This window comes from Bowmanella denitrificans, assembly GCF_002887595.1.
GTDB classification, from domain to species: domain Bacteria; phylum Pseudomonadota; class Gammaproteobacteria; order Enterobacterales; family Alteromonadaceae; genus Bowmanella; species Bowmanella denitrificans.
Genome location: NZ_PEBU01000009.1, coordinates 220,406 through 241,227 on the forward strand (window position 1 = coordinate 220,406; position 20,822 = coordinate 241,227).

General features: G+C 49.3%; 19 protein-coding genes and 1 pseudogene. 11 read left to right on the plus strand and 9 right to left on the minus strand.

What is annotated here, in order from left to right; genetic code table 11:
* Positions 1-33: 33 nt before the first annotated feature.
* The 4 genes from folA to rplU all read right to left on the minus strand — a co-directional run bounded on the left by folA (position 34) and on the right by rplU (position 2,453).
* Positions 34-576: a type 3 dihydrofolate reductase gene (gene folA / locus CSR04_RS17030; protein ID WP_425427699.1), complete on the minus strand. Its 543-nt coding sequence runs from the start codon at positions 574-576 to the stop codon at positions 34-36.
* Positions 533-1,696, minus strand: a complete 1,164-nt coding sequence (gene cgtA, locus CSR04_RS17035; RefSeq protein WP_102797515.1) for an Obg family GTPase CgtA — start codon at positions 1,694-1,696, stop codon at positions 533-535. Before cgtA ends, folA begins: the two co-directional genes overlap by 44 nt.
* A 172-nt stretch (positions 1,697-1,868) precedes the next feature.
* Positions 1,869-2,126: a 50S ribosomal protein L27 gene (gene rpmA, locus CSR04_RS17040; RefSeq protein WP_102797516.1), complete on the minus strand. Its 258-nt coding sequence runs from the start codon at positions 2,124-2,126 to the stop codon at positions 1,869-1,871.
* Between the two features lie 15 nt (positions 2,127-2,141).
* Complete coding sequence (rplU, locus tag CSR04_RS17045; protein WP_102797543.1) at positions 2,142-2,453, minus strand: 50S ribosomal protein L21; 312 nt, start codon at positions 2,451-2,453, stop codon at positions 2,142-2,144.
* A 219-nt stretch (positions 2,454-2,672) separates the two neighbouring features.
* On the opposite strand from rplU, the gene ispB reads away from it, so the two are divergent.
* Positions 2,673-3,644 carry an octaprenyl diphosphate synthase gene (gene ispB, locus CSR04_RS17050; protein ID WP_102797517.1) on the plus strand — a complete coding sequence of 324 codons (972 nt, stop codon included), beginning with the start codon at positions 2,673-2,675 and terminating at the stop codon, positions 3,642-3,644.
* Positions 3,645-3,748: 104 nt separating this feature from the next.
* A complete protein-coding gene (locus CSR04_RS17055) occupies positions 3,749-5,203 on the plus strand; it encodes an amidohydrolase family protein (protein WP_216362583.1) in 1,455 nt (484 codons plus the stop codon).
* A 76-nt stretch (positions 5,204-5,279) separates the two neighbouring features.
* On the opposite strand, the gene mdh is transcribed toward CSR04_RS17055, so the two are convergent.
* Positions 5,280-6,218, minus strand: a complete 939-nt coding sequence (gene mdh / locus CSR04_RS17060) for a malate dehydrogenase (RefSeq protein ID WP_102797519.1) — start codon at positions 6,216-6,218, stop codon at positions 5,280-5,282.
* Positions 6,219-6,515: 297 nt separating this feature from the next.
* Between mdh and argR the strand changes: the two genes are divergently transcribed.
* Complete coding sequence (gene argR / locus CSR04_RS17065) at positions 6,516-6,983, plus strand: transcriptional regulator ArgR (protein ID WP_102797520.1); 468 nt, start codon at positions 6,516-6,518, stop codon at positions 6,981-6,983.
* Positions 6,984-7,173: 190 nt separating this feature from the next.
* Here argR and CSR04_RS17070 read toward each other — a convergent pair whose 3' ends face one another.
* Together CSR04_RS17070 and CSR04_RS17075 are read right to left on the minus strand one after the other, a co-directional pair.
* Positions 7,174-8,340 carry an endonuclease/exonuclease/phosphatase family protein gene (locus tag CSR04_RS17070; RefSeq protein WP_245921703.1) on the minus strand — a complete coding sequence of 389 codons (1,167 nt, stop codon included), beginning with the start codon at positions 8,338-8,340 and terminating at the stop codon, positions 7,174-7,176.
* Positions 8,341-8,446: 106 nt separating this feature from the next.
* Entirely contained in the window at positions 8,447-11,641 is a 3,195-nt protein-coding gene (locus CSR04_RS17075; protein ID WP_102797521.1) for a TonB-dependent receptor, read from the minus strand.
* Positions 11,642-11,958: 317 nt separating this feature from the next.
* On the opposite strand from CSR04_RS17075, the gene CSR04_RS17080 reads away from it, so the two are divergent.
* The 6 genes from CSR04_RS17080 to CSR04_RS17105 all read left to right on the plus strand — a co-directional run bounded on the left by CSR04_RS17080 (position 11,959) and on the right by CSR04_RS17105 (position 18,267).
* A complete protein-coding gene (locus tag CSR04_RS17080; RefSeq protein WP_102797522.1) occupies positions 11,959-12,828 on the plus strand; it encodes a substrate-binding domain-containing protein in 870 nt (289 codons plus the stop codon).
* On the plus strand, positions 12,825-13,772 hold the full coding sequence (locus CSR04_RS17085; RefSeq protein ID WP_102797523.1) for a hypothetical protein: 948 nt from the start codon (positions 12,825-12,827) through the stop codon (positions 13,770-13,772). Before CSR04_RS17080 ends, CSR04_RS17085 begins: the two co-directional genes overlap by 4 nt.
* A 105-nt stretch (positions 13,773-13,877) precedes the next feature.
* Positions 13,878-14,501, plus strand: a complete 624-nt coding sequence (udk, locus tag CSR04_RS17090; protein WP_102797524.1) for a uridine kinase — start codon at positions 13,878-13,880, stop codon at positions 14,499-14,501.
* Positions 14,502-14,525: 24 nt separating this feature from the next.
* The gene (locus CSR04_RS17095) at positions 14,526-15,734 is read left to right on the plus strand and encodes a NupC/NupG family nucleoside CNT transporter (RefSeq protein ID WP_102797525.1); all 1,209 of its coding nucleotides are present in this window, start codon (positions 14,526-14,528) and stop codon (positions 15,732-15,734) included.
* Positions 15,735-15,757: 23 nt separating this feature from the next.
* On the plus strand, positions 15,758-16,597 hold the full coding sequence (locus CSR04_RS17100) for a 2OG-Fe(II) oxygenase family protein (protein ID WP_102797526.1): 840 nt from the start codon (positions 15,758-15,760) through the stop codon (positions 16,595-16,597).
* A gap of 44 nt (positions 16,598-16,641) precedes the next feature.
* On the plus strand, positions 16,642-18,267 hold the full coding sequence (locus tag CSR04_RS17105; protein ID WP_102797527.1) for an alkaline phosphatase family protein: 1,626 nt from the start codon (positions 16,642-16,644) through the stop codon (positions 18,265-18,267).
* A 264-nt stretch (positions 18,268-18,531) separates the two neighbouring features.
* Here CSR04_RS17105 and CSR04_RS17110 read toward each other — a convergent pair whose 3' ends face one another.
* Both CSR04_RS17110 and CSR04_RS17115 read right to left on the minus strand, forming a co-directional pair.
* Positions 18,532-18,954: a hypothetical protein gene (locus CSR04_RS17110; RefSeq protein ID WP_102797528.1), complete on the minus strand. Its 423-nt coding sequence runs from the start codon at positions 18,952-18,954 to the stop codon at positions 18,532-18,534.
* 244 nt (positions 18,955-19,198) lie between these two features.
* Positions 19,199-20,116: a Dyp-type peroxidase gene (locus tag CSR04_RS17115; RefSeq protein WP_102797529.1), complete on the minus strand. Its 918-nt coding sequence runs from the start codon at positions 20,114-20,116 to the stop codon at positions 19,199-19,201.
* 45 nt (positions 20,117-20,161) lie between these two features.
* On the opposite strand from CSR04_RS17115, the gene CSR04_RS17120 reads away from it, so the two are divergent.
* Positions 20,162-20,362 (plus strand): hypothetical protein, encoded by a 201-nt coding sequence (locus CSR04_RS17120; RefSeq protein ID WP_102797530.1) that lies wholly within the window; start codon positions 20,162-20,164, stop codon positions 20,360-20,362.
* An 84-nt stretch (positions 20,363-20,446) separates the two neighbouring features.
* Positions 20,447-20,822 (plus strand): annotated as a pseudogene (locus CSR04_RS17125) (transposase); the annotation flags it as partial.

Genomic DNA, 20,822 nt, shown 5'->3' on the forward strand with positions numbered 1-20,822 from the left:
ATGTTGTAGGGAACACTCATCGACGATGTCAGACTAAATACGCTCCAACGTTCTAAACGTCAGGTTATGGGGATTGGCGTCATCAGCCGGTCGAACCTGAGAGTCCAGCTCACGCCACTCGGCCTCAGCCATATAATCAGGAAAGCGGGTATCCCCTTCCACCAACAAGTCTATGTCGGTAATGTACAGGCGGGTGCAAAGAGGTAAAAAGTGCCGGTAAATGGCTCCACCACCAATAACCATTAACTCTTCCGTCTCGCCTTGCTGTGCAACCTGCACAGCAAGTTCAGGAGAAGATACTACAGTGATCCCATCCGCCTTAAAATCAGTGTCGCGGCTGATAACAATATTGTGTCGTCCCGGTAACGGCCGGCCAATGGATTCGAAGGTTTTTCGCCCCATCACCACAGGTTTACCCAAGGTAACCTGTTTAAAATGTTGAAGATCGGCGGGCAAATGCCAAGGCATGGCATTGTCTTTGCCAATCACCCGGTTTACGGCCATAGCCGCAATCAGCGACACACGCATCCTACTACCTCTTATAGATGACTTCCGCGCCATCTTCGTCGTCTTCATCCCAGTCATCATCATCCCAGTCGTCGTCATCCATTTCTTCAGAATGCGCACTGCTCGGCGTATCCCAATTAAACGCGACATTGATGGCGTCTTGTTGCTTTTCTTCGTCCGCCGGCAAGGTATCGATATAGTTCATAACCTCTTGTGCCAGCTTGTCGGTGCCAGTGGCACTGATAGCAGAAATACAAAACACCGGACCTGTCCATTGCATCTCGTCGATGATGCGTTGTTTGACTTCTTCCAGCTCTTCCTCCAGCAGCAAATCGGCCTTATTGAAAACCAGCCAGCGGGGCTTTGCCGCCAATTTCGGACTGTATTTTTCCAATTCAGCAATGATTGCCATGGCATTGTGTGCCGGATCTGAACCATCAACAGGCAGTATATCCACCAAATGTAACAAGATACGGCAGCGCTCTAAATGCTTAAGGAAACGAATCCCCAACCCTGCGCCGTCAGCTGCACCTTCTATCAGACCTGGAATATCAGCCACCACAAAGCTGCGATTGCTGTCGACCCGCACCACGCCTAAATTGGGAACCAATGTGGTAAAAGGATAATCAGCTACTTTAGGCTTGGCTGCAGAGACAGAGCGAATGAAAGTAGATTTGCCTGCATTGGGTAAGCCCAGTAACCCAACATCGGCCAGCAGCATCAGCTCCAGTTTCAGGTTGCGGATATCACCAGGACTACCATTGGTTTGTTGCCTTGGGGCTCGGTTTACACTGCTTTTGAATCTGGCGTTACCCAGACCATGAAAGCCGCCTTTAGCCACCATTAAACGCTTGCCATGACGGGTCAGATCGCCCAGTACTTCGCCAGTATCCACATCAGAGGCCCTGGTGCCCACAGGCACGCGCAACTCTAGGTCGGCGCCACCACGACCGGTACAATTGCCACCAGCGCCATTCTGTCCACGCTCAGCGCGGTGAATGCGCTCAAAACGATAATCCACCAAAGTATTGAGGTTTTCGTCAGCAACCAGATAGACACTGCCACCGTCACCGCCGTCGCCGCCGTCAGGACCGCCAAAGGGGATGTATTTTTCCCGGCGGAAACCCACTACGCCATTACCACCGTCACCCGCTTCAACACGGATCTCGGCTTCATCTACGAATTTCATTGTTAAACCTCATGAGGACAATATGAATACTTTAGCAGAAAGGCGTGATGCAAACATTGAAGGCTACCACGTGTGTCAGGACGATATACTATCACCACCAGGGCAACACCTTTCTCTTCGTCATATAAAAAAGCCCCGCATGGCGGGGCTTTTAGTAAGTTAGCAGCGCTGATTACTCAGAAACGATGCTCACATACTTACGGTTCTGAGGACCTTTCACTTCGAACTGAACTTTACCGTCAGACAAAGCGAATAAAGTGTGATCCTTACCCAAACCTACGTTAGTGCCCGCGTGGAACTTGGTGCCACGCTGACGCACGATAATGCTGCCAGCCAGTACAGACTCACCGCCAAAGCGTTTTACACCCAGGCGTTTGCTTTCTGAATCACGACCGTTACGGGTACTACCACCCGCCTTCTTGTGTGCCATCTTTCAGTACTCCTCTTAGGCGCTGATGCTGGTGATTTTCACTTCAGTGAACCACTGACGGTGGCCCATCTGCTTGCGTGAATGCTTACGGCGACGGAACTTAACAATCTTAATTTTCTCGCCACGACCATGGGTTACCACTTCAGCCTTGACTTTACCACCGTCTACAAAAGGTGTGCCGATCTTTACGTCGTCACCGTTGCTGACCATCAGGACATTGTCAAATTCGACAGTTTCGCCTGGTGCAACTTCAATCTTTTCAAGACGAACGGTTTGGCCTTCAGCCACACGGTGTTGTTTACCACCACTTTGGAAAACCGCGTACATACTTAACTCCGCTCTTTGCGCCCGCAGGACGCCAACAATTCTAAAACAGGGCGCGAATTGTACGTGAAGTGTGCAGGCATCGCAATAGCAATTCTCCATAAATTTAGCCACATTAATGCTTTGCGGCCAACGTTTAGGGAGATTCGGTTTAACCCGCTGGAACAGTACGGCAATTTCTGCAAAAATGCCGCCAGTTTTCAGTCGATGTACCCAGTGCCAATGAACAACCAACAGATACGCGATCTTGCCGAACAGGATATGCAGGCAGTCAACCAGTTGATTCAGCAACAGGTAAGCTCAGAGGTCGCGCTGATCAATCAGTTGGGTTTCTACATTGTCAACAGCGGTGGCAAGCGTATCCGGCCACTGATCACTGTACTGGCCGCCCGTGCGCTGGGCATTGAGGGTACAGCGCATCACACCCTGGCGGCCATTATTGAATTTATTCACACCGCCACCCTGCTGCACGACGATGTGGTGGACGAGTCTACCATGCGTCGCGGTCGCGAGACAGCCAATGAATTATTCGGCAATCAGGCCAGTGTGCTGGTAGGAGACTTTCTTTATACCCGTTCATTTCAGATGATGGTCAGCCTGAAACGTATGCGGGTGATGGAAATTCTCTCAGACGCGACCAACGTTATCGCTGAAGGGGAAGTATTGCAGTTAATGAATTGCAATGACCCCGAGACCTCAGAACAAAGCTACATGCAGGTGATCTACAGTAAAACCGCCCGCCTGTTCGAAGCTGCTACCCAACTGGCCGCAGTACTGACAGACCAATCTCAGGTGATAGAACTGGCGATGCAGAACTATGGCAAATACCTCGGCACCGCGTTCCAGTTAGTTGACGATATCCTCGACTACGCCGCCGATGCGGCAGAAATGGGCAAAAATGTCGGTGATGATCTGGCTGAAGGAAAACCCACCCTGCCATTGCTTTATGCTATGTGGCATGGCAATGCACAGCAGGCTGCGCTGATTCGACGCGCCATTGAGCAGGGCGACGGCTTACCTCATCTGCAAGAAATACAGACGGCCATGGCTCAGACCGGTGCGTTGCAATATACCCGCGCTAAGGCATTGGAAGCCAGTCAGCAAGCAGTTGAAGCCCTTAGCCCTCTTCCTGACAATGAATTCAAACAGGCCCTGATAGGATTGGCCGGTATTGCGGTTGAACGCATGGCCTGATCTCCGTCCCTTCAGGCAAAGATCTTCACTGAACAAAATTTATGCAAAACTAACAATCACTGCTAACGTTTTATTTCTGCATCTGCACAATCAGGATGTCGAAGATGAAACAGCCGCCTTCCCTGCCGATCAAACTGGACAGTACCTCAAACGGCGAATTTTGTCCGCCCAGGCTGAGTGAGCGAGAGGAAAGTATTAATTTTCTCGCCCGTCAATGTATCGAAAGTACCCGCAAGAAACTGGGATTAAGTCGCCGGGACTTTATGCTGACCAGCAGCGCCGCGGCTCTGACTTTGCTTTGTGCCAATCAAGTCAACGCTGCCCAAGGTCTTAATGGTGGTTTTTATGCGCTGTCTGAACTTAGTGCGTTTGAACCACAAATGGCGGATAGCACACTAGCAGGCAACGAATTTATCTTCGATATTCAGGGCCATTTCGTTGACCCCAATGGCCGCTGGCTGAATCAACTCCCCCAGGATGCCAAGCCGTTTTCGAGCATGCCATATGCTGACTGTCCACTGGCTGATTTGGCTGGCGACAGGAGCTACTTGCAATGTCTGGGGCCCAGGCAATTTATCAAGGACGTGTTCCTGGATAGCGACACAGACATGATGGTGCTGTCTTTCGTGCCCTCAATGCGTCACAGCGAGCCTTTAACCATTGAGGAGGCTGATGCTACCCGGCGCATCATTGACGAGTTGGAAGGCCACCAGCGCTTGCTATTGCATGGACGGGTCAATCCTAATCAGGACGGCGACCTGCAGGGCATGGAGGAACTGGCCGAAAAATGGCAGGTCAGCGCCTGGAAAACCTATACGCAATGGGGACCAGATGGCAATGGCTTCTTTCTATATGACGATGTGGGTATCGCTTTTATCGAAAAAGCCAGACAGCTTGGCATTAAAAACATCTGTATCCACAAAGGTATTCCGTTTGGTGCTCAGTCATACCAGCACAGTCTATGCAGCGACATTGGCGTGGTAGCCAAACGCTATCCGGATGTAAACTTTATCATCTACCACTCCGGGTTTGACCCATCCGTGGAAGAACGGGCCTATACCCATGGCTCACACCGTGCCGGCGTGGATAGTCTTATCCGCTCTTTGCAGGAAAATCAGGTGGCACCCAACACCAATGTCTATGCTGAACTCGGCTCCACCTGGCGTTTTGTGATGCGTCATCCCGAACAGGCTGCGCACTTGCTGGGCAAATTACTCAGATATGTTGGAGAAAATAATGTGCTGTGGGGCACCGATTCTATCTGGTATGGCTCCCCTCAGGATCAAATCCAGGCCTTTCGTGCCTTTCAAATCAGCGAGGCTTTTATTGAGCAATACGGTTATCCAGCGCTGACCCCTGAGTTAAAAGCCAAGGTCTTTGGCCTGAACGCCTGTAAACCTTATCAGGTATCGCCACAGGAAGTGGCCCTGCACAACCGCCAGGATAAGCTGGCTAAAACCCGGGAAAACTATCGCAATCAACCCAGCCCACATTTTCAAACCTATGGACCGAAAAACCGTCGTGAGTTTCTGAATCTGATGCGCTGGCAAGCAAGTTAACGCAACTAATCAGCAACTGCCTCAAACAAAAAACCGGCCATTCAGGCCGGTTTTAGCGGTATAGCTGAATCAGCTATCAGGCTTTATTGACGAAGTCTTCGCCCAGTTGAATATCACCGCGAAGGCCACCCAGCATATCTTCTTTGGCTTTTTGCTCAAATGCGCTCAGTTTGCCGTAAGACAGAATTTCTTCCACACCATTGGCGCTCAGGCGCACAGGGTGGGCAAAGAAGCGGGCATCATCACTGTTGGTTTCAACATAAGTGTATTCCACCACATTTTCGCCACGCATGGCCGCCACCAATGACAAACAGAAACGCGCTGCAGCCTGCCCCATGGACAATGTTGCACTGCCGCCACCGGCCTTGGCTTCCACCACTTCGGTACCGGCATTCTGAATACGATGCGTCAGGCTGGCCACTTCCTCGTCACTGAACTCCACACCTTCAACCTGAGACAGCAATGGCAGGATAGTGGTGCCAGAGTGGCCACCGATTACAGGCACATGCACATTGGCAGGATTCAGACCCTTCAATTCAGCAACAAAAGTTTCGGCGCGAATAACATCCAGGGTCGTCACACCGAATAATTTGTTTTTGTCATATACGCCTTTGGCTTTCAACGCTTCAGCAGCAATGGCCACAGTGGTGTTAACCGGGTTAGTGATAATACCGATGCAGGCTTTTGGGCAAGTGTCAGCAATGGCATCCACCAGATTACGCACGATACCGGCATTGATATTGAACAGGTCTGAACGATCCATGCCCGGCTTGCGCGGTACACCGGCAGGGATCAAGACGATGTCACAGCCTTGCAGTGCGGTATTCAGGTCATCCTTGCCAAACCCTTTAACTTTCACATCGGTAGGAATATGGCTCAGGTCCACGGCCACGCCGGGTACCACAGGGGCAACGTCATATAAAGACAATTCAGAGCCGGCAGGCAACTGAGTTTTGAGCAACAGTGACAATGCCTGGCCGATACCGCCGGCAGCACCTAATACGGCTACTTTCATGTTTATCTCCTGTGAATGTGAGTAACGTTTTCGACTGACAGCGCAGTCTGTGAAAAATGTTAGGCTACTTAGCCACTGACAACCCGGGAAATGGCCAGATCTGACATTTGAGCCGGATTGCGGAAAACATTGGGGGCAGAGTCTACTTTGTGGCCGGGGGCTTAGCAAGCTGCCTGCAAATCGACTCTAATTCATCAGCAAGTTTAGCGGAATAAGACCAAGGTATAAAAAACATTGATTCGTCAGGTCTGGCAGGTAAAGTAACGGCTTGAATTGATAGCAGTGTAAAAAAGCGGGATGGCAATGGCAGGTAAACAAGAAGAACTGATTAAATCCTTTAAGGAAATACTCAAAACCGAAAACTTTGGTTCGCAAGGCGAGATCGTCGAAGCGCTGAAGGAACAGGGCTTTGATAATATCAGTCAGTCGAAGGTGTCCCGCATGCTCAGTAAGTTTGGCGCGGTGCGTACCCGCAATGCGCTGGGTGAAATGGTCTATTGTTTACCGCCGGAACTGGGTATGCCCACGGCCAAGAGCCCGCTTAAGCAATTAGTGCTGGATATCGTACACAACAATGTGATGGTGATTATCCGCACCAGTCCGGGGGCTGCACAGTTAATTGCCAGACTGCTGGATTCATTGAGCCAGGCCGATGGTGTACTAGGTACTATTGCCGGTGATGACACTATATTTATTGCCCCGGCCGACGTCACTCGTATCGATGACACCCTGAAGCGGGTTGAGGCACTGTTCGAAAACGTTTGATAGTGATTAGAGCGTATTCAACAACCACGCGCTAAACCAAGTCTCCTGCAACAATGATTGCCACCGCAGAGTCGCTGAGAACACAGAGAAAAGCAGAAAGAATTCATCTATCTATTTTGAGAAACCCTGCGAACTCGGCGCCTCTGCGGTGAATATTGTCGGGTTTATCCAGTCAATACAGATTCAGCACTTACTTAAATGCCAATTCCAGCCAAACCATACGATGATCGGAAGAACTCTTACGATCTTTAACCAAGCGATAAAGCGCATCCTCTTTGGCAGGCCAGAATACGCCACCATCAACAATGTCCCAGCCTGCTTCAGAAGGCAGTACATAGTCGGCGCGCATACGCCATCCAGCGGTGTGGGTAGCGCCAAGCGGATTGTCAGGGCTATGTGCTTTACCACCAGCACTGCGGGGAACGAACTGACCATTGACCTTGTCATGAGTAATCAGGCCAACAATGGCATCGCGCAACGAATCACCTTCGGCCATGGATGAATTCAGGTCTCCCAGCACCACAAAGTTGCCGCCTTTAAAGCCCCCCTTGTTACCTTGATCGTCATAGATATAGGAGGCCTGAGTACCGCCGGATAAATAATCCACCCAGAAACGCACCTCATCGTGGTTACGTTTACCGTTTCTGTCCTCGGGGCCATCAAATACAGGTGGCGTAGGGTGACTGGCCAGTACATGTATCGTTCTACCGTTCACCTGCACCGGAATATCCCAGTGAGACTTAGAGGATAGCCTCAACACATTCTGCGCTTCTGGTGAGTACCAGGGTTGACCATTTGGTTTCACCACAGACGCCATCAGATTGCCAGGCATGTCTTTCCATAAGAAGCGCTGGAAAGTGCGTACATTGGCCTTGTCGATAGGAAAGCGGCTAAGTACCAGCATGCCATACTGGCCAGGATACTTACCATATCCAAAAGCATCATCTTCGCTGCCAGATGCGACGCCATCCCCGCTTAAGTCCACGCCGGAGTCTACGCCGGTATTGACCGGAGCCAGAAAGTAATAAGGATAATCAATGGCTTGCGCCCCCTGTTGACTCTTGTTCAGATATTGGCGAATAAATGCCAGCGGCCCCTTTTCGGCATCTGCGTCATAGTCAAATTCATTGAGCAGAATAATATCCGGTCTGACCCGCTGAATAATTTCGGCGGTGTTGCGAATCTGCTTGTGTTCGCCACCTTTCAGTAACTCAAACAATTCCTGCCCAGTAACAGGCTGACCACGCTCAACATAGTTGTCGGCTTCCATACTGACGTTGAAGGTAGCGATGCGGATATCTGCCAAAGTTTGGCTGGCTGCGAACATAAGTAACAGAGGTAGAAGGCGTTTAATCATTGTTATCAATTCCGTCGGCGATGTCACGGCAGAGCGTTGTTTTCTGCCATGCTTTGTTACTGAAAAAGCCGGCACAAGGCCGGCTTTGTTTCAGCGTTATATCAGCTTAGAAGCTATATTTCACGCCCAAACGCACTTCCCACAGAGAGCCTGGATTGTATACAGACTCTGCCGCGTTCTCAGGGTTAACGCCGTTGATAGTGTAAGTACCATCATCGTTCATTTCTGCATCGACGACAGAAGCAGCATTGAACGGACCGCGACGCTGAATACCCCAGTCACTGTTAAGCAGGTTGCCAACATTCTTGATCACCAGGAAGGCATTTGCACGGTGGTCAGCAGTGAACGCAGGCAGTTCCTGGTCGAAACGCAGGTCGAACCTGGTGTACCAGCTGGACTCGCCAGCATTACGAGGTACGATCTGTCCACGGTACTTCTCAAGACCAGCCTGTTCAACGAATGAATCAAATTCAGCCTGTACATCGGCAGACGCGAAAGTGACATCAGTACCATATTGATCAACGGTTGGCACATACAACAGTGAGCGATAATCGGCCAAATCTGCACCTGGCTCGAAGTTATCAAAGGTGTAAGAGAAGTTACGACCTGCTTTTCTGTTACCAAACAAAGAGATAGTTGTATCGTAACCGTCGAAGAACTCAGCGGTATAGCGCACACTCAATGTAAAGTTATGAGGGATTTCATAGTTTGAAGTCGCCACACCCGGGTCATTCTGATCCGCAACTGCGATGTTGGTGAAGTTAGAATACGCCACGGAACTTGTCATTGGGTTGTAGTCTTCTGACTTGTTGTAAGCGTAACCCAGTTGGAAATCCAGACCAAAATCGTACTCTTTTTTCACCGCCAAAGAGATAGTGGTAGAGCTACCGTCTTTAGGTGCATTGGTTAGCAGCAAGTCGCTGTAACGAGAGTTACGAGTGATCTCACGTCCGTCAACTGTAGCCAGTACCTTCTTGTCATAGATAGGACGACCGTCAATGGTGTCATTACCAGTATCGAAGCTGCTCAAATCAACAATAGTGGCTGAGTCTTGCTTCTTGGTGTAAAGGAAATCGGCAGAGAAGATATAATCATCTTCAGTGGCGTAGGTGACACCAATGTTGTATTTCCACTCAGACGGCATATCAAAATCAGGGTCAACTGCGTTGGTTGATGGCTCTTCACCCAGGGCTGGGTTATTGGCCGTGACCTGATCATACATTGACTTGATTGGATCAAACACCGCGCGCCCGTCACCAATCTTCTCAGCATCTAGGATATTAATATCAGGGCGGTAGGCATCAATATTGGTTACACCATCGTTGGAGTAGCTGTTAGACAACCATACGTTAGGGTTGCCGCCTGAATACAGACCAATACCACCACGTACTTCCAGGCTGTCGTCAACGGCCCAGTTAAAGCCAAAACGAGGCTGCAGCAAGTCTTTACCATCGAAGCTCGCCTGATTGGTCATGTTGTAACGTTCTTCAAACAGCGCATTGTGCTTAGGCTTATCGCTGCTGGAAATCCAGTCATAACGCAAACCAAAGATCAGCGTCACATCATCCAGAGTCCATTTGTCCTGAATATAGGCAGCATGCGTAGAATAGGAGAAAGAAGCTGCTGCATCATTCGGATTATTGGTGCCGGCGGAGTTATTGTAGTAAACGTCGTCAGCGATACCTAACTCATAATCATCCAGGCCGCTGGCGCCACCGTTGGTGTTGCGGTTTCTGTCGCCACCAAAACGGTACTCACCAATGGTGTGCTGCATAAACAGGTTAAAGATATCCAGATTTTCCTGCTCATAACCACCAGTGATGGTGTGCTCATCCAGGTAGTATGTACCAGCAACTTTGAACGTCGTGTTTTCCCAGTCCAGGTCGTTAGACTGACGAGAGTCATCCGGACCGATAAAAATGGTTCCGCCGTTTTCCAGTGAGCTGATCTGAATTTCACCAAAGCCGCTGTCTGCATCAGTGGAACGCTGCTCGTTATCCAGCTTGGTGTGCCCGATACGCACTTCTGTGGAGAAATTGTCTGTCCAGTCTGAATACAATGACATTACCACTGCATCCAGTGTCGCACCTTTCTTATAGAAGTGGTTTGACAATGTCAGGTTTTGGCTGCTGTCATCAGACTGATCGATTTCGTAACCATCATTGTAGTTGTACACCAAAGAGGCACGGTGTTCGGCATTGATGTTCCAATCCAATTTAACCAGGATCTTCTCATCTTCCACAGGTGCGGACGCAGGAAGACCACCGGCATCATAACCATACACATCTTTGGAAATCTGAATTGCGCGGTTAACTTCGTCCATCGTTACAGAGCCGGTTTGCAGGGCTTCGTAACTGAAAATCTGAGCCCCTTCCAACTTCTCATAAGATGCGAAGAAGAACAGCGTATCTTCAATCAGCGGTGCACCAACATTGAAACCGTAGCGCTTAACCGTAAAGTCGCCCAGGTCTACTTTTTCGTCTTCAACTTCATCACCGGTCAGAGAATCACTGGTGAAGTCATAAAACACACTTCCGTGTATTTCATTTGTACCAGATTTAGTGACCGCATTAACGTTACAGCCGGTAAAACCACCGTACTGCACATCAAAGGGTGCGATTTCAACGGCAACCTGGTCTATGGCGTCAAATGAGAACGGCATACGTGTAGTAGGATAGCCGTTGTAATTCAAACCAAAACTGTCGTTCATGCGCACGCCGTCAACGGTCAGGCTGCTGAAACGCGGGTGACTACCGCCACAAATAATGGATTCAGAACCATTGTCTTCGGAGATGCTGATACGCGGGTCAATACGCACCAAATCTTTAATGTCACGATCCGCAGATGCAGCCTGTTCCAGATCCGACAAGCTGAAAGTAGAGCCCGGACTGGTGTTACCAAACTCAATGCTGCTCAGTTTAGATGCTGTGACAGCAATACGCTCAACAGATTGCTCCTGTTCCAGCGTCACGTTCAAAGGCAAAGGTTCACCTAATGTCAGATAGACGTCAGTCACTGACGTATCCTGAAACTTGTCAGAGTCCACAGTGATGGAATAAGGACCGCCAACACGCAGACCTTTGGCAGTGAATTGACCAGCGTCATTTACAACGGCCGTTTTCACTGTACCAGAAGGAATATGCGTAATGGTAATAACTGTACCTGGAGCAGGATTACCTTTAGGTCCAACGACCTTCCCGGTAATACCAGAAGATGTTTCCTGAGCCATTGCTCCGGCGGACATCCCCACTGACAGAGCCACAGCTAACGCAACGCGATTGAGCTTGGATTTAGTGAACATTGTGTTTTCCTAAGGTTTGTTGTGTGCAATTCACAGTTTAAGAGGCGATTATGACAACTTTGTTGTAGTAGTCGCTGCTGCGGAAAAGTCAAATTTCCGGCAACCCAAACTGAACAAAAATTATCCGACGCTTCAGATTTCCGGAAGAAATTGTCCTTTCTCTGGTTAAAATAGGAAGGCTTCATAAAGATTCATAACTTCTTGTTCATATATGTTTTAAATCAACAAGTTATGCCTTTTAAATAATTTTACCCATTGAAACAAGTAAGATTAACTGGTGAAATGTATAGCCTTACTCATCGGAGTTCTCTGATTTCATGATGTTATCGGGTTTGAAGCTGTCGAAAATCAGTATAGCGACCATTGCGGTGTTGTTAATCGTACTTATGTGGTTGATTGGCAATGAAAATATCGATAGTGCAACGGCAGAATTCCCGCCCGTTATTGAACAATTTTCCGAATGCAGCACCCATGGTGACAACTTAAGTGCCACATTAGTGGTTTTTATCAACGCCGAGTACCTGGCTAAGAACTTGTCCGCTGCGCTGTGCCAGGACCCAGTGGTGGTCAAACAATACGGCCAGGTGAAAGCCGTCTGGAATCATAGCGAAGACCAGGTCCTGCAATATGTAGGCAAGGGCATTGCCGATTTAGCCTTGGTTAAAGAGAACCTGATGGAAGCGGTAAAGGGGGAATCTACTTATGGCTACCGGGTGGTCGCAGCCTACCCTGACTATTCTGCTTATTTAATTTCCACCCGTGAAAAACCTTTGTTAGATAAGGCTTACTTACTGGGCAAGCGCATCGGCTTATTGGATTACCCTACCAGCAGATCAGGGCATCTGATTCCCATTCGATTATTTAAAGAGCTCGGGCTGAGCCTGGATAACCTGCAAATCAGTTATGCCAATTCCCATACCGAACTGAGAAATATGCTGACCAGCGGCAAAGTGGATATTATTTCCTCCTATTGGCAGGACAGTGACGAAAACATTTTGTCACGTAACTATATCACGCCGATTGAGCAGCAAGTCAGTGGCAGCAAGTGGTATCTGAAGATGGAAACCAACAATATCGATTTATTCTGCGCCGTGCAGCGCACTTTAATCCATATTGCAAAGGAGCAAAACTCCAGCTATTTCAGTCGCTTGAGCCCGGAGCCAGATTGCCAGGTACAACCTCAATGAGATTAGATCCGCGTATTACCCCAGCCTTGTTGTTTATCGGTAGTTTACTGGTATTGCAGATGGTTTACTTTTTTGCCGCTCGTCAGGCCCATTACCAACAGGCTGGAACGCTGGCATTGGCGCTGGAAAAACGCATCGCCTTGGATCTCCCCTGGCTCAGATTGCCTAACGATGTCATGAATAATGTCGCAGACGAGGAATCAGTACGCCAATATTTGAGTAAACTCAATGAGTTATCATTACTAAAGGGGTATTCCATCCGAGTGCTTGCCTTGCAAGGCATATCGGCTTCTCAGTCCAAACCAGAATTTGACGGCATCATTCAGCAGCACAAACTGCAGATCCCGGGGCAAACCCTGACGTTGCAGTTGGGGGTTCAGCACTTTCCATTAGCCAAAGCATTTTCCATCTTTCCTTTATTGGCGGCCCTGCTTTTCACCCTTCTGATCAGCAGTTCGCGCAGAGAAACCACCGACGAGCAGCTAGAGCCAGGCGAAAGCCCCAGTGAACCTGCGTTGCCCAGACTTATCGTTAATTTGCAGGAGCGCACGCTGAGCAACAGCGTAGATAACCGACAGATACAGCTGTCGAATAAGCCATTTTGCTTTTATGTGGCCTTGCTTGAATATTGCCTGCAGCATGAAAATGCCGCACTTAACCACAACAAGAATATCCCCGAAGAATTATTGGAACTGGCCAATCGCTATTTCTATCGGTTGATTGAGTTAGGCCATACCATACGTAAACGGCCAGATTTCAGCAGCAATCTGGACAAAATGCTCAGTGAAATTCGCGCCGCGCTGGATGATGTATTTCGTGATTGTCCGGAATTTAAGGCCGCTTTCTATCCCCCAAAAGCACAGGGAGAGGGGTCACGTTCTAAGTTGCACAACTATGCCCTGGAACAGTTGCAGGCTGAAACATTAGAAATTATTGGTAAGTAATTTCTTTACGTAAAGCTAATTCTGTACATAATTCAGCCAGTCTCTGGCTTTTTTTCCCATCGCTGGTACTCTTGCCGGACCTGTCGTTGCTCACTATTCCTTAACATGTCTAATACGCGAATTATCGCCATTTCCGGTGGCTCAGGCTCTGGGAAATCTCTTTTTACCAAAACCCTGATAGCCGAAATACTTGATGAAGGAATGGATATCCGTGTGCTGTGTGAAGATCACTATTATCGTGATCAGACTCATCTGAGCATGGAAGAGCGGCTGCAAACCAATTATGACCATCCGCAAGCCTTTGAGCATGAGTTACTGGAAAAACACCTGGCGCAATTAAAGGCCGGTGAAACCATAGAGTATCCGGAATACTGCTTTAAGACCCACACTCGCTTATCGCAAAGCCAGCCCATCACGCCCGCTTCTGTGATCATTGTGGAAGGCATTATGTTACTGGCCAGTCCGGAACTACTGCCCTATTTTGATTTGAAGGTTTTTATCGATACCCCACTGGATATTTGCCTGCTGCGACGCATTAACCGCGACGTGCAGGAACGGGGGCGTTCATTGCAATGCATCAGTGAACAGTATGAAAATACCGTTAAGCCTATGTATCACAAATTTGTCGCGCCCAGCCGTTTTACCGCGGATGTGATTGTTACCCAGGGTGGCAAAAACCGCATCGCGCTGGATGTCCTGAAATCGCATATTCAACAAGTACTCAAATAATAACAACAAAGGAATTGGCACCCTATGATTAGTCTGCTTGGAATTCTGCTGCTACTTGGCCTCGGTTATCTGGTCTCCACCAATCGCAAGGCCATTCGCTGGCGAACAGTGCTGGGCGCTTTTGCCCTGCAAATTGGCCTGGGGGCGCTGGTGCTCTATGTGCCCTTTGGCAAAGACATGCTGTTGTCTGTGTCCAATACGGTTTCACAGATTATTGGCTACGCCTCGCAGGGCATCGACTTTCTGTTTGGCGATTTAGGCCGGATGAAAATGGGCTTTATTTTCGTAGTGCATGTTTTGCCGGTTATCGTGTTTTTCTCCTCTTTTATTGCCGTACTCTACTACTTAGGCATTATGGGCTGGGTGATTCGCCTGATTGGCGGTGCCATCCAGCGGTTGCTGCAGGTTAGTCGCCCGGAAGCCATGTCTGCTACCGCCAATATATTTGTTGGTCAGACCGAAGCGCCACTGGTCGTCAAACCCTTTATTCCCACCATGACCCGCTCAGAGCTGTTTGCCGTAATGGTGGGTGGTCTGGCATCGGTGGCTGGCTCAATTCTGGCCGGATACGCCGGTCTGGGTGTTGAACTTAAGTACCTGATAGCGGCTTGCTTTATGGCAGCTCCAGGTGGCCTGATGATGGCTAAACTGATTCTGCCGGAAACCGAAACACCGAAAAATGATCTGACCGATCTCAGTCAGGCAGAAGAAAAAAATGTCAACGTTATTGACGCAGCAGCTGCCGGTGCCGCCAGCGGATTGCAGTTGGCGCTTAATGTGGGCGCCATGCTACTGGCCTTCGTCGCTCTGATTGCTCTGTTAAATGGCATAATCGGTTGGGCGGGCAGCTTCTTTGGCGCAGGCGATCTGACCCTGCAAGTTATTCTGGGTTATCTGTTCCAACCCCTGGCCTTTATTATTGGCGTGCCCTGGGAAGATGCGCAATTGGCTGGCAGCTTTATCGGCCAGAAAGTCGTTATCAACGAGTTCTACGCCTACGCCGACTTTATCAATCAAAGAGCGCAGTTGTCTGAGCATAGTCAGGCCATTGTCACCTTCGCGCTGTGTGGTTTTGCTAACTTCAGCTCCATCGCCATACTGTTAGGTGGGCTGGGCGGCATGGCACCTTGTCGCCGCCATGATATTGCCCAACTGGGCCTGCGTGCCGTACTGGCAGCCACATTGGCCAACCTGATGAGTGCGGCCATTGCCGGGTTTTTCCTTTTCCTCTGAATATTGCTAAGACAGGTAACATAATGAAACTAGTCGCCGTTGACTTTCATGCTGACAATGCACAGCAGCTTTTTGTGGAATCACTTCACCAAACCGGGTTTGGGGTACTGAAGAATCACCCCATACAACAGGCCATGGTGGATGCCATCTACAAAAACTGGCAAGCCTTCTTCGATGGTGAAGAAAAACAGCAATATTTGTTTAAAAAAGACACCCAGGATGGCTATTTTCCTCCTTCAGTATCGGAAACTGCCAAAGGGCATAAAGTCAAAGACATCAAGGAATACTTCCATTATTACCCTTGGGGTCGTTGCCCTGACGCACTGCGTCAGCAACTGGCCGATTACTATCAGGCAGCCAATGCGTTAGCTGCTACTCTGCTGTCCTGGGTTGAGAAACACTCACCGACAGAGGTATCAGCACGCTATTCACAGCCGCTGTCCAGTATGATTGAAAACAGCGATAAGACCCTGCTCAGGGTGCTGCACTATCCACCATTGACTGGCGGGGAAGAGCCCAGCGCTATCCGTGCCGCGGCCCATGAGGATATCAACTTGCTGACCATACTGCCGGCCGCCAATGAACCGGGCCTGCAAGTGAAAAGTAAAACGGGAGAATGGCTGGATGTGCCTTGCGACTTTGGCAATCTGATCGTCAATATCGGCGACATGTTGCAGGAAGCATCTGGCGGCTACTTCCCTTCTACAACCCACCGGGTCATTAACCCCATGGGGGCGGACCAGTCCAGGTCAAGAATTTCACTGCCGCTGTTTTTGCATCCCAGACCCGATGTGGTGTTGTCTGACCGGCACACTGCCGACAGTTATCTAACCGAGCGCTTGCGCGAACTCGGCGTAATCTGAGAACCGGGCGGCGCTGAGCGCCGCCACACAATCAAGAGGATAGTATGAACAACGCGATACGCATCCTGGCGCTGTGCGCCTGTTTCAGCGCGCCGGCGCTGGCAGACGCGCCCAGGTTGATAGTACAAATCACGGTAGACCAATTGCGCGGCGATCTGCTGCACAAGTATCAAAGCAATTTTGTGGATAAGCGCAATCAAAAGGGTTTTAAGCGTTTCCTTGATGATGGCGCCTTATACACAAACGCGCACTACCGTCATGCCACCACGCTTACCGCAGTGGGTCATGCCACCCTGGCCACCGGTGCACTTCCCTCTCAACACGGTATTCCGGCTAACAGCTGGGCAGACCGGCTCACGGCTGACAGTGTTTATTGCGTTGCGGATAAAAATACCCAGTTGCTTGGTGCAGACGGATACAGTGCCTCGCCGGCCAATTTGATGGCATCCACTTTTTCCGATGAGCTTTACCAGGCCAGCAGCGGCAAGGCCAAAATATTTGCCGTGTCCACCAAAGACAGAGGCGCAGTGTTGACGGGCGGGCACTTTGGCAAAGCTTTTTGGTTTGACAAAGGTACCGGCAACGTCGTCACCAGCAACTATTATTTCGACCAGTTGCCGGTTTACGCCGAAGAATTTAATCAATCAGGCCTGAAAGACAGTTTTGCCGGTCAAAGTTGGGCGATGATGCTGGATGAAGGTCAGTATCACAACAATGCCGGCAATCGACCTTTTCAAATTCCCCCCAAAGGTTTTAAGTCGGGATTCCCACATCAGATGCCGACAGAAACCGATAAAGACTATTACGGCATGCTGGCCTATACGCCATTTGGTGACAAGCTGACAGCCGAATTTGCCAAACGCTTAGTGATTCAGGCCGATATGGGTAAGGATGAGATCACGGATTATTTGTCTGTCAGCTTCTCGGTGAATGACTATGTTGGGCATATGTTTGGCCCTAACAGCCTGGAAGCTGAAGACAACCTGCTGAATTTGGATCGTACTCTGGCGGATTTTTTCAGCTTTCTGGATAAGCAGGTTGGCCTGAAAAATGTACTGATTGCATTGTCAGCCGATCATGGCGTGGATTCCATCCCAGAGTATAAGAAAAGCATAGGTTTTGCCGGATTCCGTGGCAATACGGGTAAACAGTTCGACGCTATCAATCAACAGTTAGCCAAGGAGTTTGATATTGAAGGCAAACTGGTACGCAAAACCTCCATGCCTTTTTTGTATCTTGATCTGGACTTGATTGCCGACAAAAATCTGGATATTCATGCCGTACAAAAGGCCGTAGCTGCCCATGCGGCTAAGTTGCCCGGCGTGGCCAAAGTGTTTACCCGCCAGCAACTGATGAGTGAAGATTTATCTTTCGATCCCATCGCCAGCAAAGTGCAGAACGCCTATGTCCCAAGCAGAGCGGGAGATGTGGTGTTAGTGCAAGAACCTTCCAGTATGTTCGAAGGGTACTCGGCCGCCACACATGGCTCGCCGTACAAATATGATACCCATGTGCCGCTGTTTTTTACCGGTTGGAAAGTCAAACCTTACAGCAGCAGCCGCCAGGTTTCACCTGAGGACTTGGCAGTAACCTTGTCAGCGTTACTGTCTATCACTTACCCGGATAAAGCCACCGGCCATCCTTTAGCGGAAATTGCAGAACTGCGTTAAACCTTGAGTGCTCGACCACTACCAAAAAGCAGCCCAACCGGGCTGCTTTTTTATCTGTATTCCCAGCAGCGTCAGGCTCTCTAATTAGCCAATGCGGTTAAGGAATTGTGGTCACTTTCAGGAGGGTTGAACCTTTAGTGGGCCGGATTTAAATCCGACGACCCGGCTCCCGAATCAAGAGCGTGCTCTGGTTACTTAAAAAATAAAGGCCCCCAAAAGAGAGCCTGAAAAAGACCAGACGTTTCAGACAACAAGCCTGTTTGCTTAGTTAGCCTGGTAGGCTTTTGCAAAAGAAGTTAAACGCACGCCATTGCAAAATATGCCGTCCATCTGGCGACGTGTCAGTCCCAATGACTCCACACCAGCAGACACTGCCTGCTTGCACAGCATAGATTCAGGACGCTCGTCTGCCACAACGAATTGATAAACTACGTTACTGGCCTGCACTGGCGCGTCGGCTCTGAACTGGCGAGCAAACTGGCTAATTGCCTGGCCATTGCACTTGATATCCTGATTAAACTCACGAGGTGCAGACTTACGGGCGGCTGCCACACCTTGTTCTGCGGCAATCACACAGATAGATGAAAACGGGCTGTTGTCAACCGCAACAAAGCGAAGATTGCCTTCTGACGCGAAAGACTGAGCACTAATAACTGTAGCCACTGCTGCAAATACAAACTTTTTCATTACTACCTCGACAAGTCTGAATGTGAAATTTAATTACCTAACGAAGCAGATCCTACTGAAGAAAAGTGCATTAACCAAGCAATTTCTGTAACTTTATTACCAAAAAGAACTTTTTAACAGAAATTTAGCACAAAAATGGCAAAGGAATCACAAATAAATGTAATTTAATTACAGAATGTGTTCATCCTAACATGCATCCACAACCTGTTCTCTGTCAGGCGTGGAGTTTGTGCAAACTCAACACCTATGCCTGGCGTTTAAGAAACTGAATTGAGGGGGCAAAAAATGCGGCACCAGTTTCAGGTACACTGTAGTCCAGCAATCGATCATAATTGCCCTGACGGTCACCAAAAATGCGGCTGTGCTGAATTTGCATAAAAGGTTTCGGGCTTTTGCAGCAGGAAACAAAGAACAGCCCCTGATTCTGCATATCGCCATAAGGCATGCTTTGACGCAATATCTCAATGGGTCGGCCCGAAGTATCCACTAAGTTGGTGCGAGTGCTGTGGCTGTAAGCAACCCGGTCTTCCAAAGGAAACTCCACGTCATCTTCCCTGGTACGCCCCATGATGACTTCCTGCTGGGCAATACTCACCCGGTTCCATCGGTCCAGGTCATGGCGGTAGCGCTGCACATGCACATAACTGCCACCGGCAAAGTCACTGTCTTCATCCCCTACAATGGCAACGGCGAGTTTTTTCATGCCTTTGGGATTGGTACTACCATCAACAAAGCCGGTCAGGTCACGTCCATCCAGATAACGAAACCCTTTAGTTTGTTCCACCAACTCGGCCTGTTCCTTCAATAGCTCATAGACCTCCACGCCAATGGCATGACAGATATCGGCACGATCTGCGCGTATTTGGATAAAAAGGTCGCAAGGCACCACAGGAGCGTGACGGTCGTCACAAGTTAAATCCGGGAAGGGCGATAGTTCACGCGGGATCAATCCGGAATAAAGATCGCTCCAGTAATTACTGCCTATCGCCACCATTCCCGACACCATGGCCTCGTAGTGCTCTTCGTCGTAATGTTCGAAGATATCCAACATTTTGGCCAGTTTGCTACGAATCATTTGAGTGTCATCGTCTGTTACGTTAAACAGCAGATATAAGGCATGCAGATTAGGCTCTGCACAGATCCCCTTTTGCGGCTGCGACATGTGGTTCCTCTTGTATTCCCCGAACAGACAAAGGCCGGGAATCTGATGTCCCCTTTGCAACGCCTTTCTCAAAAAGTTGCCAAATTTATCGGCAATTGGATTATTGCTTTACAACTTATTGAAAATCAAATTGTTATTATACGCCAGAATGCGCAGGTGGACAGTTACGGCACACCACCCAGGAAGGCAGAAGCGCATAAAGTTCAGGAGCACTATAGCGTATGGAACGCTATAGAACAGCTTTAGCTGGCCTGCTATGCAGGTGTAGTGGTCTAATAAAACCAGACACCAAGTTAGGTGGTAGAATCCAACCATCAAATGAGGTGAATAATGGCAATGGGACGTCGGAGTTTCACTCCGGAATTTAAACGAGATGCAGCGGCATTAGTGGTAGAACAGGGCTATTCGATAATGGAAGCCTGTTCAGCGATGAGCGTGGGTGAGACGGCAATGCGCCGCTGGGTAGCACAGCTACAAGCAGAGCGTCAGGGAATAACACCTGATGCCAAAGCCATGACACCAGAACAACAGCGTATCCAAGAGCTCGAGAAGCGCATTAAACGCCTGGAGCTGGAGAAAGATATCTTAAAAAAGGCTACAGCTCTCTTAATGTCGGACGACTTCAAAAGCATGCGCTGACAGACCAGTTGAGTGAGCAGTATCCAACCGCATTGGTCTGTCAGTTGTTTGACCTGCCCAGGTCGAC

Excerpts from the sequence above, each read along its gene's own strand:
- folA (WP_425427699.1), bottom strand. The coding sequence starts at position 576 with ATGAAGACGACGAAGATGGCGCGGAAGTCATCTATAAGAGGTAGTAGG.
- cgtA (WP_102797515.1), bottom strand. The coding sequence starts at position 1,696 with ATGAAATTCGTAGATGAAGCCGAGATCCGTGTTGAAGCGGGTGACGGT.
- rpmA (WP_102797516.1), bottom strand. The coding sequence starts at position 2,126 with ATGGCACACAAGAAGGCGGGTGGTAGTACCCGTAACGGTCGTGATTCA.
- rplU (WP_102797543.1), bottom strand. The coding sequence starts at position 2,453 with ATGTACGCGGTTTTCCAAAGTGGTGGTAAACAACACCGTGTGGCTGAA.
- ispB (WP_102797517.1), top strand. The coding sequence starts at position 2,673 with ATGAACAACCAACAGATACGCGATCTTGCCGAACAGGATATGCAGGCA.
- CSR04_RS17055 (WP_216362583.1), top strand. The coding sequence starts at position 3,749 with ATGAAACAGCCGCCTTCCCTGCCGATCAAACTGGACAGTACCTCAAAC.
- mdh (WP_102797519.1), bottom strand. The coding sequence starts at position 6,218 with ATGAAAGTAGCCGTATTAGGTGCTGCCGGCGGTATCGGCCAGGCATTG.
- argR (WP_102797520.1), top strand. The coding sequence starts at position 6,516 with ATGGCAATGGCAGGTAAACAAGAAGAACTGATTAAATCCTTTAAGGAA.
- CSR04_RS17070 (WP_245921703.1), bottom strand. The coding sequence starts at position 8,340 with ATGATTAAACGCCTTCTACCTCTGTTACTTATGTTCGCAGCCAGCCAA.
- CSR04_RS17075 (WP_102797521.1), bottom strand. The coding sequence starts at position 11,641 with ATGTTCACTAAATCCAAGCTCAATCGCGTTGCGTTAGCTGTGGCTCTG.
- CSR04_RS17080 (WP_102797522.1), top strand. The coding sequence starts at position 11,959 with ATGATGTTATCGGGTTTGAAGCTGTCGAAAATCAGTATAGCGACCATT.
- CSR04_RS17085 (WP_102797523.1), top strand. The coding sequence starts at position 12,825 with ATGAGATTAGATCCGCGTATTACCCCAGCCTTGTTGTTTATCGGTAGT.
- udk (WP_102797524.1), top strand. The coding sequence starts at position 13,878 with ATGTCTAATACGCGAATTATCGCCATTTCCGGTGGCTCAGGCTCTGGG.
- CSR04_RS17095 (WP_102797525.1), top strand. The coding sequence starts at position 14,526 with ATGATTAGTCTGCTTGGAATTCTGCTGCTACTTGGCCTCGGTTATCTG.
- CSR04_RS17100 (WP_102797526.1), top strand. The coding sequence starts at position 15,758 with ATGAAACTAGTCGCCGTTGACTTTCATGCTGACAATGCACAGCAGCTT.
- CSR04_RS17105 (WP_102797527.1), top strand. The coding sequence starts at position 16,642 with ATGAACAACGCGATACGCATCCTGGCGCTGTGCGCCTGTTTCAGCGCG.
- CSR04_RS17110 (WP_102797528.1), bottom strand. The coding sequence starts at position 18,954 with ATGAAAAAGTTTGTATTTGCAGCAGTGGCTACAGTTATTAGTGCTCAG.
- CSR04_RS17115 (WP_102797529.1), bottom strand. The coding sequence starts at position 20,116 with ATGTCGCAGCCGCAAAAGGGGATCTGTGCAGAGCCTAATCTGCATGCC.
- CSR04_RS17120 (WP_102797530.1), top strand. The coding sequence starts at position 20,162 with ATGTCCCCTTTGCAACGCCTTTCTCAAAAAGTTGCCAAATTTATCGGC.